This is a genomic window from Dactylosporangium sp. CA-092794 (assembly GCF_050948465.1).
Classification (GTDB): Bacteria; Actinomycetota; Actinomycetes; order Mycobacteriales; family Micromonosporaceae; genus Dactylosporangium.
Window position 1 is genome coordinate 10,654,959 of record NZ_CP192044.1, and the last position, 13,220, is coordinate 10,668,178.

Annotated in this window: 12 protein-coding genes and 1 other RNA gene; 9 read left to right on the forward strand and 4 right to left on the reverse strand. The window is 72.2% G+C overall.

What is annotated here, in order from left to right; translation table 11 throughout:
- The first annotated feature begins 6 nt into the window (after positions 1-6).
- The 3 genes from ACQPXD_RS45940 to ACQPXD_RS45950 are packed head-to-tail and all read left to right on the forward strand — an operon-like array spanning position 7 to position 2,682.
- Positions 7-837: a Nif3-like dinuclear metal center hexameric protein gene (locus tag ACQPXD_RS45940; RefSeq protein ID WP_432829702.1), complete on the forward strand. Its 831-nt coding sequence runs from the start codon at positions 7-9 to the stop codon at positions 835-837.
- Positions 834-1,574, forward strand: a complete 741-nt coding sequence (locus ACQPXD_RS45945) for a zinc ribbon domain-containing protein (RefSeq protein ID WP_432829704.1) — start codon at positions 834-836, stop codon at positions 1,572-1,574. Before ACQPXD_RS45940 ends, ACQPXD_RS45945 begins: the two co-directional genes overlap by 4 nt.
- 4 nt (positions 1,575-1,578) lie before the next feature.
- Positions 1,579-2,682 (forward strand): bifunctional RNase H/acid phosphatase, encoded by a 1,104-nt coding sequence (locus ACQPXD_RS45950; protein ID WP_432829706.1) that lies wholly within the window; start codon positions 1,579-1,581, stop codon positions 2,680-2,682.
- Positions 2,683-2,731: 49 nt separating this feature from the next.
- Here the strand turns inward: ACQPXD_RS45950 and ACQPXD_RS45955 are convergent, their stop codons facing one another.
- Positions 2,732-3,511 carry a sulfite exporter TauE/SafE family protein gene (locus tag ACQPXD_RS45955; RefSeq protein ID WP_432829708.1) on the reverse strand — a complete coding sequence of 260 codons (780 nt, stop codon included), beginning with the start codon at positions 3,509-3,511 and terminating at the stop codon, positions 2,732-2,734.
- Positions 3,512-3,540: 29 nt separating this feature from the next.
- On the opposite strand from ACQPXD_RS45955, the gene rnpB reads away from it, so the two are divergent.
- Positions 3,541-3,936, forward strand: an RNA gene (gene rnpB, locus ACQPXD_RS45960) — RNase P RNA component class A.
- A gap of 394 nt (positions 3,937-4,330) precedes the next feature.
- Here the strand turns inward: rnpB and ACQPXD_RS45965 are convergent.
- Positions 4,331-4,540 (reverse strand): hypothetical protein, encoded by a 210-nt coding sequence (locus tag ACQPXD_RS45965; RefSeq protein ID WP_432829710.1) that lies wholly within the window; start codon positions 4,538-4,540, stop codon positions 4,331-4,333.
- Positions 4,541-4,609: 69 nt separating this feature from the next.
- On the opposite strand from ACQPXD_RS45965, the gene ACQPXD_RS45970 reads away from it, so the two are divergent.
- Positions 4,610-4,849, forward strand: a complete 240-nt coding sequence (locus ACQPXD_RS45970) for a hypothetical protein (protein ID WP_432829712.1) — start codon at positions 4,610-4,612, stop codon at positions 4,847-4,849.
- Positions 4,850-4,911: 62 nt separating this feature from the next.
- On the opposite strand, the gene ACQPXD_RS45975 is transcribed toward ACQPXD_RS45970, so the two are convergent.
- Positions 4,912-5,478, reverse strand: a complete 567-nt coding sequence (locus tag ACQPXD_RS45975) for a hypothetical protein (protein ID WP_432829714.1) — start codon at positions 5,476-5,478, stop codon at positions 4,912-4,914.
- An 802-nt stretch (positions 5,479-6,280) separates the two neighbouring features.
- Positions 6,281-9,025: a pyruvate dehydrogenase (acetyl-transferring), homodimeric type gene (gene aceE / locus ACQPXD_RS45980; RefSeq protein WP_432829716.1), complete on the reverse strand. Its 2,745-nt coding sequence runs from the start codon at positions 9,023-9,025 to the stop codon at positions 6,281-6,283.
- A gap of 280 nt (positions 9,026-9,305) precedes the next feature.
- On the opposite strand from aceE, the gene ACQPXD_RS45985 reads away from it, so the two are divergent.
- Genes ACQPXD_RS45985 through ACQPXD_RS46000 form a run of 4 tightly spaced genes read left to right on the forward strand, consistent with a single transcriptional unit; the run spans position 9,306 to position 13,209 of the window.
- On the forward strand, positions 9,306-9,689 hold the full coding sequence (locus tag ACQPXD_RS45985; RefSeq protein WP_432829718.1) for a hypothetical protein: 384 nt from the start codon (positions 9,306-9,308) through the stop codon (positions 9,687-9,689).
- Positions 9,690-9,707: 18 nt separating this feature from the next.
- Positions 9,708-10,112 carry a YjbQ family protein gene (locus ACQPXD_RS45990; protein WP_432829720.1) on the forward strand — a complete coding sequence of 135 codons (405 nt, stop codon included), beginning with the start codon at positions 9,708-9,710 and terminating at the stop codon, positions 10,110-10,112.
- 58 nt (positions 10,113-10,170) lie between these two features.
- On the forward strand, positions 10,171-10,614 hold the full coding sequence (locus tag ACQPXD_RS45995; RefSeq protein WP_432829722.1) for an NUDIX hydrolase: 444 nt from the start codon (positions 10,171-10,173) through the stop codon (positions 10,612-10,614).
- 57 nt (positions 10,615-10,671) lie between these two features.
- Complete coding sequence (locus tag ACQPXD_RS46000; RefSeq protein WP_432829724.1) at positions 10,672-13,209, forward strand: thiamine pyrophosphate-dependent enzyme; 2,538 nt, start codon at positions 10,672-10,674, stop codon at positions 13,207-13,209.
- Positions 13,210-13,220: the final 11 nt, after the last annotated feature.

The window sequence follows — 13,220 nt, forward strand, 5'->3', positions numbered from 1 at the left end:
TACGCCGTGCGCGTCGCCGATCTCATCGCGCTGCTGGAGCAGCGGTATCCGCCGGAGTGGGCCGAGGACTGGGACCGGGTCGGGTTCGTCCTGGGTGAGCCGGACGCGGCCGTCACCACGGTGCTGCTCGCGGTCGACTGCGACCCCGCGGTCGTCGCCGAGGCGGAGGCGGCCGGGGCGCAGTTCGTGTTCACCCACCACCCGCTGCTGCTGCGCGGGGTCTCCAGCGTCGCGCCGACCACCTACAAGGGGCGGATCGTGCACCGGATGATCCGGGGCGGGATGGCGCTGTACACCGCCCACACCAACGGCGACGTCGCCCGCCCGGGGGTCTCCGACGCGCTGGCGGCCACGCTCGGCCTGACCGACGTGCGGCCGCTGCGGCCCGACCCGCGCGTGCCCGAGCGGGGGCACGGCCGCGTCGGGCGGCTCCCCGCGCCGATGACCCTGGCGGCATTCGCCGCCCATGCGGCCGGGCAACTGCCCAGGAGCGCCGCGGGGGTACGCGCGGCCGGCGACCCGGATGCCCGGGTCGAGACGGTCGCGGTGTCCGGCGGCGCCGGCGACGCGTTCCTGGGCGACGCCGCGCGGGCCGGCGTTGACGCATACTTGACCGCGGATCTGCGCCACCATCCGGCGCACGAGCACCTCGCCGGCGGCGGTCCGGCCCTCGTCGACGTCACCCACTGGGCGTCCGAGCGGCCCTGGCTGGACGACGTGGCGGCGTTCCTGCGCGCGGAGGCCGGCGTGACGACCATCGTGTCCGATGTGGACACGTCACCCTGGGTACTGACGGAACCACCCCTGAGCCCTATGTTGGAGGGTAACGACTCGTGAAGGCTGATCCGGAGGCGCAGCGCCGGCTGCTCGACCTGCAGGCGATCGACATCGCGCTGGCCCAGCTCGCGCACAAGCGCAAGGCGCTGCCCGAGCACGCCGAGCTCGACCGGCTGGCCCGCGAGCTGTCCACGATGGAGGATCAGCGGGTTCGCGCCCAGGTCGCCGTCGACGACCTCGACCGCGACATCGAGCGGCTGGAGCGCGACGCCGAGCAGGTCCGCGCCCGCAAGGAGAAGGACCAGGGCCGCCTCGACGCCGGCAGCGGCCCGTCGCGCGAGCTGGAGGCCCTGCAGCACGAGATCGCCACCCTCAACCGGCGCCAGTCCGAACTGGAGGACGCCGAGCTCGAGCTCATGGAGCAGCGGGAGACCGCGCAGGCGTCGCTCGACGAGGTGGTCGGCAAGCTGACGGCCGGCCGGACCACCCGCGCCGAGGCCGAGCAGCGCCGCGCCGAGGCCCTCGCCGCGATCGCCAAGGACGAGGAGTTCCGCCGGGCCGGGCGCCGCCCGCTCGCCGCCGACCTGCCCGCCGACCTGGTGACCCTCTACGACAAGATCCGCGAGAGCAGCGGCGGGATCGGCGCCGCGATGCTGCGCCACGGCCGCTGCGAGGGCTGCCGGCTCGAGCTGTCCGGCGGCGACCGGGCCCGGGTGAAGGCGGCCGCGCCCGACGAGGTCGTGCGCTGCGAGGAGTGCCGCCGCATCCTGGTCCGCACCGCCGAGTCGGGGCTGTAGCCGGATGCGGGTGGTGGTCGAGGCCGACGGCGGTTCGCGCGGCAATCCCGGCCCGGCCGGCTACGGCGCCGTGGTGCGCGATGCGACCGGCGAGGTCCTCGCCGAGCGCTGCGGCGCGCTGGGCGTGACCACGAACAACGTGGCCGAGTACTCGGGCCTCATCGCCGGCCTGCGCGCCGCCCGTGAGCTGGGCGCCGACGAGGCCGAGGTGCGGATGGACTCCAAGCTCGTCGTCGAGCAGATGTCGGGCCGCTGGCAGATCAAGCACCCGGGCCTGCGCCCCTTGGCGGAGCAGGCCCGCTCCCTGGCCGGTTCGTTCTCCCGGATTTCGTACTCCTGGATCCCGCGCGAGCAGAACAAGCACGCCGACCGGCTGGCGAACGAGGCGATGGACGGCAAGCTCGACCCGCCGGCCGTGGCCGACCCGTCCGCGACGGCGGCCTCGTCCGAGGCGCCGCCCAGGCCGGCCGAGGTGCGCTCCTGGTCGCCGCCGTCGACGGGCTCGCCGCTGCGGATGGTGGTGCTGCGGCACGGGCAGACGCCGTACACCGCCGAGAAGCGCTACTCCGGCCGCGGCGACATCCCGCTCTCCGACGCCGGCCACGAGCAGGCCGCCCGGGCCGCCGCCCGGGCCCGGCAGCTCGCGCCGGATCTGGCCGCCGTGATCAGCTCGCCGCTCAAGCGCTGTCTCGAGACGGCCGCCGCCTTCGGTGAGGTACCAATTCAGGTGGAAGACGATCTCATCGAGTGCGACTTCGGCGAGTGGGAGGGGCTCACCTACGCCGAGGTCCGGGAGCGTTACGCCGCCGAGCAGGACCGCTGGCTCGCCTCGACCGCCGTGGCGCCCCCCGGCGGCGAGTCGTTCCAGCAGGTGGCGATGCGCGTGCGGCGGGCCGTGCGGCGGCTGCAGGAGCAGCATGCCGGGCGGCAGATCGCCGTCGTCAGCCACGTCACGCCGATCAAGCTCCTGCTGCGCGACGCGCTGGCGGCGAGCGACTCGTTCCTGTATCGGTTGTATCTGGACCCGGCCGGCCTCTCGCTGGTCGACTCGTGGCCGGACGGCGGCGTGGCGGTCCGCGTGGTCAACGAGACGGCCCACCTGGCCTAGCCGGACGGCGGCGTGGGGTCCGCGTGGTCAACGAGACGGCGCACCTGGCCTAGAAGAACGCGCGGTAGAGCAGCACCAGCCCGACGACCCCGCCGAACACGACGATCAGCCCCTTGAGCACGGCGCTGGGCAGCCGCCGGGCCAGCCGCGCGCCCACGTAGCCGCCGACCAGCGCCGCCGGCGCCACCACCGCCACGTCGGCCCAGTCGACCGGCCCGAACAGCGCGAACGCGAGCACCCCGACGAGCCCGCCGAGCGCCGAGATGACGTTCTTGAGCGCGCTGACCCGCGCCATGGACTCGTCCAGCACCAGCCCCAGCGCCGCGACCAGCATCACACCGAGCGCGGCGCCGAAGTACCCGCCGTACACCGACCCGGCGAACACCATCGCGTGCAGGCTCAGCCGCTGCCGCCGGGCCGACATCTCCCGCGGATGCCCCACGAGCCGCCGCAGCCGATCCTGGAGGGCCAGCACGGCGGCCGCCCCGAGTACCAGAAAGGGAACCACGACGTCGAACGCCGCCGGCGGCGTCAGCAGCAGCAGCGCGCACCCGAGCGCGGCCGCGACCACGGCCGTCGGCAGCAGGCTCAGCAACAGCCGCCGCCGCCCCGCGTGGGCCAGTTCCGCCAGGTCGGTCCGGCTGCCGTAGACGGACGCGGCGTACCCCGGAAAGACCGACGTCGTGTTGGTGACGTTCGCCGCCACGGGCGGCAGCCCGGTCGCGATCAGCGCCGGGAACGTGATGAGCGACCCGCCCCCGGCGATCGCGTTGACGGTCCCGGCCGCCAATCCGGCCACGGACAGGAGCGCGATGTCGGGGAGGTTCATGGTTTGACTACCATAGTCAGAACGACGGACGAGTCGACCGGGCGGCCGCGTCGGCACCTACGGGTTGCCGCCGAGGAACGTCCGGGCTCCACAGGGCAGGGTGGTTGTTAACGGCAACCCGGGGCGACCCGCGGGACAGTGCCACAGAAAGCAAACCGCCCAGGCCAGCCGGCCTGGGTAAGGGTGAAACGGCGGGGTAAGAGCCCACCAGCGCCCCGGGCGACCGGGGCGGCTCGGTAAACCCCACCCGGAGCAAGGTCAAAAGGGCCGGCCCAAACGGGCCCGGCCTGCGCAGGCGCTTGAGGGCGGCCCGCCCGAGCCTGCGGGTAGACCGCTGGAGCCTGCCGGCAACGGCAGGCCGAGATGGATGGCCGCCCCCTGCCGCAAGGCGGGGACAGAACCCGGCGTACAGGTCGACTCGTCCGTCGTTCCCGTACTCCGTGCCCCGATCTCGGAGCCCTTGGCGCGGGTCAATCCGTCGCTTTCGGATGGCCGGTGCCGGCATGCTTGATCCAGCACGTGCGGGTCTCGTGGTCGACCAGTACCAGACCCGGCCGCCGGAAGTGACTTCGTACTGCCATTGGGCCAGGGTTTTTCCGCCGTACGTGTCGGTGGAGAGGCTGCCTTTGAGGGGGTGCTGTCGCGCGGTGGGCACAGCGGGGCACGGGTCGGCTTCGATCGCGTCGAACGCCGTGCGGGTGTTTGCGGCAGCCTGCCGGCACAGGTCTTCCCAACCTTTGGCGGCGTCGTTGGAGGCGAAGCGCAGGGCGTAGCCCCCGGGGCGTGGTGGCGGGGCTGCCCGGTCGCCGCGCTTGGCGCTCAGTGCTCCTCCGGTCGGGTCACCGGTCCGAAGTCGTCGAGTGGCTGTGTTGTCAGCGCTCGGTAGAGGTCAGGGTCGGCGTGGATCTCGGCCGTGTGCCGCCACTCAACGAGACACTGCGACACCGCCGCAGTGTTGCCGATTGCCGCAGCCGCCTCGGTGGTCGAAACGAGTTCCGCGGCCATGGCGTCGATGTCGGTCGCAGGCACGAACATATCGGTAACGAAGATATCCTCGCAACGATGGGTTCGGCTCGGACCGCAGCGGAGGGCGCGGGAATGACAAGCCGCAGGGCCACCGGCACGACGACCGCGACGGTGCGCGAGTGGCGCGACGAGGAGGGCTGGGGCGTCCTCGATTCGCCCGACACTCCCGGTGGCTGCTGGACGCACTTCAGCGGCATCGACATGCCGGGCTATCGGGCGTTGCGTCCGGGAGAAGTGGTACAGCTGGAGTGGGAATCACCAGGGCAGGACGGCTATGGCTACCGCGCGGTCCGCGTCGTCCGATCGGGGTAGCGCTCGCCGTTGGGCATCAACGGCGCGCAGGGCCCAGTTCGCCGGCCGAGCGGGCGCCGGTCCTACGGTGTCGTGGTCTGGCATGAGGGGCGAGCCGGCTCGGCCGTGATGGTGAGGTAGATGCCGCCTGGCTCCTCGTGCCACACCGGACTCGCCGGTCGGTCTGGGCCGCTGGGGCGGACGTCTGTCCGGCGGACCGGCTGTGAGTGGACGACCAACACGCTGGTGACGTTCTCGACCCTGCGGCAGTACTGGAGATAGACGTCACCCGGCGGCGGTTCTGGGCCCGGTGGTGGTTTGTCGGCGAGCCACCCCTTTTTCTGGGCCGCAGGTTCGTAGGTGCGGCGCAATGCGGCCGCGTCGTAGTCGCGGGACGACTGGAACCGCAGCGTTACCGACGTCGCCGAGACGTCCTCCCTGCTCAGCTGGACGCACGCCTTGCTGCGGTGCGCCTGGCCGACCTGGGTCGCGCCGTCGGGTTTCACGGCCAGCACCGGGTCGCTCGCGTACTCGGCGAGCAAACGGTCCTCGTTGGGCGGCGGCGCGCATCCCGGCGCCCGCTGCTCCGTCGCGCAGCCGGCGGTGGCCAGTAGCAATGCCGCGACCACGGTGACCGTCAATGGCCTCATGCGAGGCACTGTAGCCGCGGCGCGCCATAATATAGGGGCCGATCGATCCGCCGGGCTCTCGGCAGGGCCGGCCCGGAGGCTTTGCGGGCCGGGAAGAATACCAGCGATATGTCACGCCGGGTTTCGACCGGCCATTCGGCCGAAAGGGCGACCGGAAGTCTCCGTGATCATGCCGCAGCCGGCACCGGCACCAACGGTTTTTCATGATCACGGAGGGTTGATGTACCCCCGTGTACCACAAGTCTCCGGGATCATGGCAAACCCAGCGTGCGGTCACCGCGAGCATCATGATCACGGAGACATACGTCCGGCCGGGCGCGCGGATCGGATGGTGCGCCCGCCGGGTGCGACACCGCGGCGTCCGGGGGCGGCGCGGATGGTCTGCTGGCGGCGGGGCAGGCACGACCGGGCGGCGGGCGGTTGCGGCCGGGCGGCTGACGTCAGCCGACATGAGCACGGCGACAGCCGGAGCGGCTCCGAGCAGGTGCACCACGCCGTGCGGGCGGAGGCTGCGGGCTTGGCAGCGCGGACCTGGCAGGGCCGGGGCCAGCGAAGCTGGGCCCCGGCCCGGTTCGCCCGGCCCGGTTCGCCCGGCCCGGTTCGCCCGGCCCGGCTCGCCCGGCCCGGCTCGCCCGGCCCGGCTCGCCCGGCCCGGCTCGCCCGCTCTGGCTCGGTTGAGCTTCGCAAGAACCGACCCAGAGCAGGCGCTCACGGCAGGAACGGTCGTCAGTTGCGCGGGCCGGAGCAAAAATCGCCGCCCGGTCCTGATGAGCGGGCCGGGCGGCGGGTTGGGGGGTTTGGGTTACGAGTCGCCGCCGGTTTCGCCGACCGGGGCGGCGTTCACGTCGTCGATGGCGTACTTCTTCGCGGCCTCGGCCGCGGTGGTGGGCGGGACCTCGCCGCGGCGGGCGAGTTGGCGCAGCGCGGCCACCACGATGGACTCGGCGTCCACGTGGAAGTGGCGGCGCAGGGCGTGGCGGGTGTCGGACAGGCCGAAGCCGTCGGTGCCCAGCGAGGTGTAGTCGTTGGGTACCCAGCGGGCGATCAGGTCCGGCACCGCGCGCATGAAGTCGCTCACCGCGACGACCGGGCCCTGCGTGTCCTGCAGGACGCGGGTCACGTAGGGGATCTGGGGCTCGTCGGCCGGGTGGAGCAGGTTGTGCTCCTCGGCGCGGACCGCGTCGCGGCGCAGCTCCGTCCACGACGTGGCCGACCAGACGTCGGCGGCCACGCCCCACTCCTCGGCGAGGAGCTTCTGGGCCTTGAGCGCCCACTGCATGCCCGTGCCCGAGGCCAGCAGCTGCGCCTTCGGGCCCTCGGCGATCGGTGCTGGGGCGTAGCGGTACAGGCCGCGGAGCAGGCCGTCGACGTCGACGCCCTCGGGCTCGGCCGGCTGGAAGATCGGCTCGTTGTAGACCGTCAGGTAGTAGATGAGGTCCTCGGGGGCCTCGCCGTACATGCGGTTGACGGCGTTCTCGGTGATGTGCGCGATCTCGTAGGCGAAGGGCGGGTCGTAGGCCACCACGGCCGGGTTGGTCGCGGCGATGAGCAGCGAGTGGCCGTCCTCGTGCTGCAGGCCCTCGCCGTTGAGGGTGGTGCGGCCGGCGGTGGCGCCGAGCATGAAGCCGCGCGACATCTGGTCGGCGGCGGCCCAGATGCCGTCGGCGGTGCGCTGGAAGCCGAACATCGAGTAGAAGATGTACACCGGGATGATCGGCTGCCCGTGCGTGGCGTAGCTGGTCGCGGCGGCGGTGAACGACGCCACCGAGCCGGCCTCGTTGATGCCCTCGTGCAGGATCTGGCCGCTGGTCGACTCGCGGTAGGACAGGAACAGCTCGCGGTCGACCGGCGTGTAGTTCTGCCCGTGCGGCGAGTAGATCTTCGCGGTCGGGAAGAGCGAGTCCATGCCGAAGGTGCGGGCCTCGTCGGGGATGACCGGCACCCAGCGGCTGCCCATGCCCTTGTCGCGCATGAGGTCCTTGAGCATGCGCACGAAGGCCATCGTGGTGGCGACCTTCTGCTTGCCCGAGCCGCGCTTGATGTCGCCGTAGACCGAGCTGTCGGGCAGCTGCAGCGGGATGTGGGTGGTGCGCCGGTTGGGCACCGGGCCGCCCAGGGCGCGGCGGCGCTCGAACATGTACTCCATCTCGTCGGACTTCTCGTCCGGGCGGTAGTACGGCACCGCGTACGGGTTCTCGCCGATCGCGCTGTCGGGGATGTCGAGATACAGCCGGTCCCGGAAGTCCTTGACGTCCTGCAGGGTCAGCTTCTTCATCTGGTGGGTGGCGTTGCGGCCCTCGAAGTGGGAGCCGAGCGTCCAGCCCTTGATGGTCTTGGCCAGGATGACCGTCGGCTGCCCGGTGTGCTCGGTGGCGGCCTTGTACGCCGCGTAGAGCTTGCGGTAGTCGTGCCCGCCGCGCTTGAGGTTCCAGATCTCGTCGTCGGTGAGGTGCTCGACCATCTTGCGGGTGCGCGGGTCGCGGCCGAAGAAGTGCTCGCGCACGTAGGCGCCGGACTCGGCCTTGTAGGTCTGGTAGTCGCCGTCGGGCGTGACGTTCATGAGGTTGACCAGGGCGCCGTCGGTGTCGGCGGCGAGCAGCGGGTCCCACTCGCGGCCCCAGACGACCTTGATCACGTTCCAGCCGGCGCCGCGGAAGAACGCCTCCAGCTCCTGCATGACCTTGCCGTTGCCGCGGACCGGGCCGTCGAGGCGCTGCAGGTTGCAGTTGATCACGAAGGTGAGGTTGTCAAGCTCCTCGCGGGCCGCGACGCCGATCGCGCCGATCGACTCGGGCTCGTCCATCTCGCCGTCGCCGAGGAAGGCCCATACGTGCTGGTCGCTGGTGTCCTTGAAGCCGCGGTTGTGCAGGTAGCGGTTGAACCGGGCCTGGTAGATCGCGTTGATGCCGCCGAGGCCCATGGAGACCGTCGGGAACTCCCAGAAGCCCGGCATGAGCCGCGGGTGCGGGTAGCTCGGCAGGCCGCCGCCGAGGCCGCGGTGCGACAGCTCCTGGCGGAAGCCGTCGAGCTGAGCCTCGGACAGCCGGCCCTCCATGAACGCCCGCGCATACATGCCCGGGGACGCGTGGCCCTGGAAGAACACCTGGTCGCCGCCGCCCGGGTGGTCCTTGCCCCGGAAGAAGTGGTTGAAGCCGACCTCGTAGAGGCTGGCGGCGCTGGCGAAGGTCGAGATGTGCCCGCCCACGCCCACGTCGGGACGCTGGGCCCGCTGCACCAGCATCGCGGCGTTCCACCGGATGTAGGCGCGGATCCGCCGCTCGACGTGCTCGTTACCGGGGAACCACGGCTCCCGCTCGGGCGGGATCGTGTTGATGTAGTCGGTGGTGGTGAGCGGCGGGACGCCGACCTGTCGCTCCCGCGCGCGCTCCAGCAGACGCAGCATGACGTAACGGGCGCGCTTGGGGCCGCGCTCGTCGATCACGCCGTCCAGTGACTCGACCCACTCGTTCGTCTCTTCGGGGTCGATGTCGGGCAGCTGGCTCGGTAGGCCGTCGCTGATCACCGGGCGCTTGCGTTCGGTGGACACAGGCGTTCCTTCTGGTTGCTAGCGACCGGGGGTGCCGCCGCGAATGGCGTCGGGCGCTGCGACCGGTCTGGGTGGCCTCGGGTGTGGCTCAGGATGGTTCATGGCCGTTGGTGAGCCCATGTCCCATCCTGCCTGCCTTCGGTGCCGTCCGTCACGTCTACGGGGCGCCAACTGCGACGCGCGACACGATACCGGCCGGTAACCTCTGTGGCGGCCCGTCATTGACGCGAGGGCGACGGTTCAAGTATCTCAGTTGCCGCCGTCGGCTACGGTGCGGGCCGTGTCCGAGAACTCGACCTGGTGGCTGCTGCTGCCCTGCGGGATCGTCACGCTCGCCCTCGTCACCGTGGTGCTGGTCGTGGTGCTGGTGATCCGGCGGGGCGCCCTGCCCACGATCAAGGGCGGGTCCGGCGGTTCGTCTTCTTCGCCGGGGTACTCCACGAGCCCGCTCGACGCGAACTGGACCCCGGACGGCAGTACCTTCGCCGCGACCAACCCGGACTCCGGACATTCGACCCATAGCTCGCACGAGCACTGGCAGAGCCACGGGCACCCGATCCACCACCACGATCCGGGCCCGACCTGGAGCGACTCGAGCTCGACCTGGAGCGACCCGGGCTCTTCGGGGGACTCGGGCTCGTCCCACCACCACAGCTCCGACTGAGCCTGCGAGACTGAGCGGATGCGCACCGAGGTCATCACGGTCCGGACCGGTTCCCGGCCGGCCGTGCGGGACATCACCGAGGAGGCGGCGCGGTTCGTGGCCGAGGAGGGCGACGGCCTGCTGCACGTCTTCGTCCCGCACGCCACGGCCGGCATCGCGATCATCGAGACCGGCGCCGGCAGCGACGACGACCTGCTGCTCGCCCTCGACGACGTGCTGCCCGCCGATGATCGCTGGGGGCACCGGCACGGCTCCCCCGGGCACGGGCGCGACCACGTGATGCCGGCGTTCGTCGCGCCGTATGCCACGCTGCCGGTCGTCGGCGGCAAGATCGCCCTGGGGACCTGGCAGTCGGTGTGCCTGGTCGACCCGAACGGCGACAACGCCACCCGCCAGGTCAGGTTCAGCTTCCTGCCGGGATGAACCTGAGTGAACCGTGTGTCGTCGTGTTTTGTGAGGTACCGCGCGTGAGGATTGAGTCGTGATCGAGCGTCGTGTCGCCGTCGTGTTCCTCGTCGACCCCGAGGGCCGCATTCTCATGCAGCACCGCGACCGGCACGCCAAGGTCTCCCCCAACCAGTGGTCGATGCCCGGCGGCAAGATCGAGGAGGGCGAGTCGCCCGAGGAGGCGGCCCGGCGCGAGGTGCTCGAGGAGACCGGCCTGGACGCGGGGCCGATCATGGCGTACACCGTCCAGAACAGGCCCTCGGTGACCACCGCCGACGGCGAGGTCGAGATGCACGTCTTCTACGGCCCGACCGAGGCCACCCAGGCCGACGTGGTGCTGGGCGAGGGCCAGGCCATGGTCTTCCTCACACCCACCGACGGCCTCGCCAAGGACCTCGGCGTCACCGCCGCCATGCTGCTGCCCCGGTTCGTGGCCTCGGAGGAGTATCAGAAACTCGCCCACCGCGCTGTCGGATAGTCCCGGAACTCGCCGGGTCTACCAGGCCTGAGTGGCATCCGGTGCCCGTTTTCGGCCATGCTGTCGAGCGTGACCACCCCTCAGGATCTCGACGAGCGGTTCCGCGCCGAGCTCGCCGGGCTCGTCGCCGCCACGGTCGCGCGCGACATCGACGAGCCCGTCCGCGAGGACACCGCGCTCACCGGGGAGCAGGCGCGCGCGCTCTACGACGCGCAGTCGACGAGCCGGCACCTGGACCTGGCCGCGCGCTGGCTGCGCAGCTTCGACGCCGGGTACTACACGATCGGCTCGGCCGGCCACGAGGGGAACGCGGCGGTCGCCGCGGCGCTGCGCCCGACCGATCCGGCGCTGCTGCACTACCGCTCCGGCGGTTTCTACTGCATGCGGGCCGCCCAGGTGGCCGGCAGCGACCCGATCCGCGACGTGCTGCGCGGAGTGGTCGCCTCGGCGAAGGAGCCGATCGCCGGCGGCCGGCACAAGGTCTTCGGGCACGCCGACCTGCACGTGATCCCGACCACGTCGACCATCGCCTCGCACCTGCCGCGGGCCGTCGGGGTGGCCTACGCGCTGGGCCGCGGCCGGCGCCTCAACCCGCCCGGCGGCGGCCACGGCTGGCCCGCCGACGCCGTCGTCGTGTGCTCCTTCGGCGACGCCTCGATCAACCACGCGGCCGCCACCGCCGCCTTCAACACCGCCGGCTGGTGCGACCACATCGGGCTGAAACTTCCGCTGCTGTTCGTCTGCGAGGACAACGGCCTGGGCATCAGCGTGCGCTCCCCCGAGGGCTGGGTCACCGCCAGCCTGTCCAGCCGACCCGGCCTGCGTTACTACGCCGCCGACGGCTGCGACAGCGCCGCCACCTACGACCGGGCCGCGGAGGCGGCGGCGTGGGTCCGGCGGTACCGGCGGCCGGCCGTGCTGCACCTGACCACCGTGCGGCTCATGGGGCACGCCGGGGCCGACGCCGAGATGGCCTACCGCTCCCCCGTCGAGATCGCCGGCGACCTGGCCCACGACCCGCTGGTGCGCACCGCCCGGCTGCTCGTGGAGGCGGGCGTGGCCACCCCGGCGGAGCTGATGACCCGCTACGACGAGATCGGCTGGGAGGTGCGCCGCATCGCCGAGGAGGTGCTCGGCGAGCCCAAGCTCGGCAGCGCCTCGGAGGTCACCGCGCCGCTCGCCCCGCGCCGGCCGGTGCGGGTCTCCCGGGCGGTCGGCGACGCCGCCGCCCACCTCGCCACGGACGACCTGGCCGAGGAGCTCGACGGCGAGCTGGACGACGACCTGGAGTTCACCCCGGCCGGCCCCGCGCTGCCGCCCGGCGAGCCGCTGTGGGCCGGCGCCGAGCCGCCCGGCTCCCCCGTCGCGGTCGCCGAGCAGCCGCCCGACACCGAGGAGTGGCCCGAGCCGGCGCCGCCACCGGCCGCGGAGTCTGGGCGGGAGCACGAGCCCGAGTCGGAGCCGAAGGCCCGGCCGGTCTCCGGCGTGCCGCGCAACACGGCCAACGGCCACCACCCGGTCACCCGCGCCGCCGCGTTCGGCGGCAAGCTGCCCGAGCGGGCCGGCCCGCTGACCCTGGCCCAGACGATCAACGCCACGCTCACCGACGCGATGCTGGCGTACCCCCAAATGATCGTCTTCGGCGAGGACGTCGCGGCGAAGGGTGGCGTCTACGGGGTGACCAAGGGCCTGCGGGACCGTTTCGGCGGCACGCGCGTGTTCGACACGCTGCTCGACGAGACCAGCATCCTGGGCCTGGGTCTCGGCGCCGGCCTGGCCGGGATGCTGCCGGTCCCCGAGATCCAGTACCTCGCCTACCTGCACAACGCCGAGGACCAGCTGCGCGGCGAGGCGGCGACCATGCAGTTCTTCTCGCAGGGCGCCTTCCACAACCCGATGGTCGTGCGGGTGGCCGGGCTGGCCTACCAGCTGGGCTTCGGCGGGCACTTCCACAACGACAACGCCCTGGCGGTGCTGCGGGACGTCCCGGGCCTGGTGGTGGCCGCCCCGTCCCGCGCCGAGGACGCCGCGCCCATGCTGCGCACGTGCCTGGCCAGCGCCATCGTGGACGGCAGCGTCTGCGTGTTCCTCGAGCCGATCGCGCTGTACCACACCCGCGACCTGCACACCGAGAACGACAACTGGTGGCTTTCCGACTACGCTCCGCCGAGCGAGTGGCCGGCCATCCACGTGCCGATCGGCCGCGCCCGGGCGTACAGCAACGGCCCGAACGACGACCTGACGATCATCACCTTCGGCAACGGGGTGCGGCTCTCCCTGCGCGCCGCCGCCCGGCTGGCCGGCGAGGGCATCGCCTGCCGGGTCGTCGACCTGCGCTGGCTGTCACCCCTGCCGGTCGGCGACATCATCAAGAACGCCTCCGACACCGGCCGGGTGCTCATCGTCGACGAGACGCGCCGCTCCGGGGGCGTCGGCGAGGGCGTGATCGCCGCCCTGGTCGACGCCGGGTATGTGGGTGTCGCCCGCCGGGTGGCCGCCGTCGACTCGTTCGTGCCGCTCGGCCCGGCCGCCAACCACGTCCTGGTCTCGGAGGACCAGATCATCCAGGGAGCGAGGTCGCTCCTAGCTAGGTAATCTGAACGGCC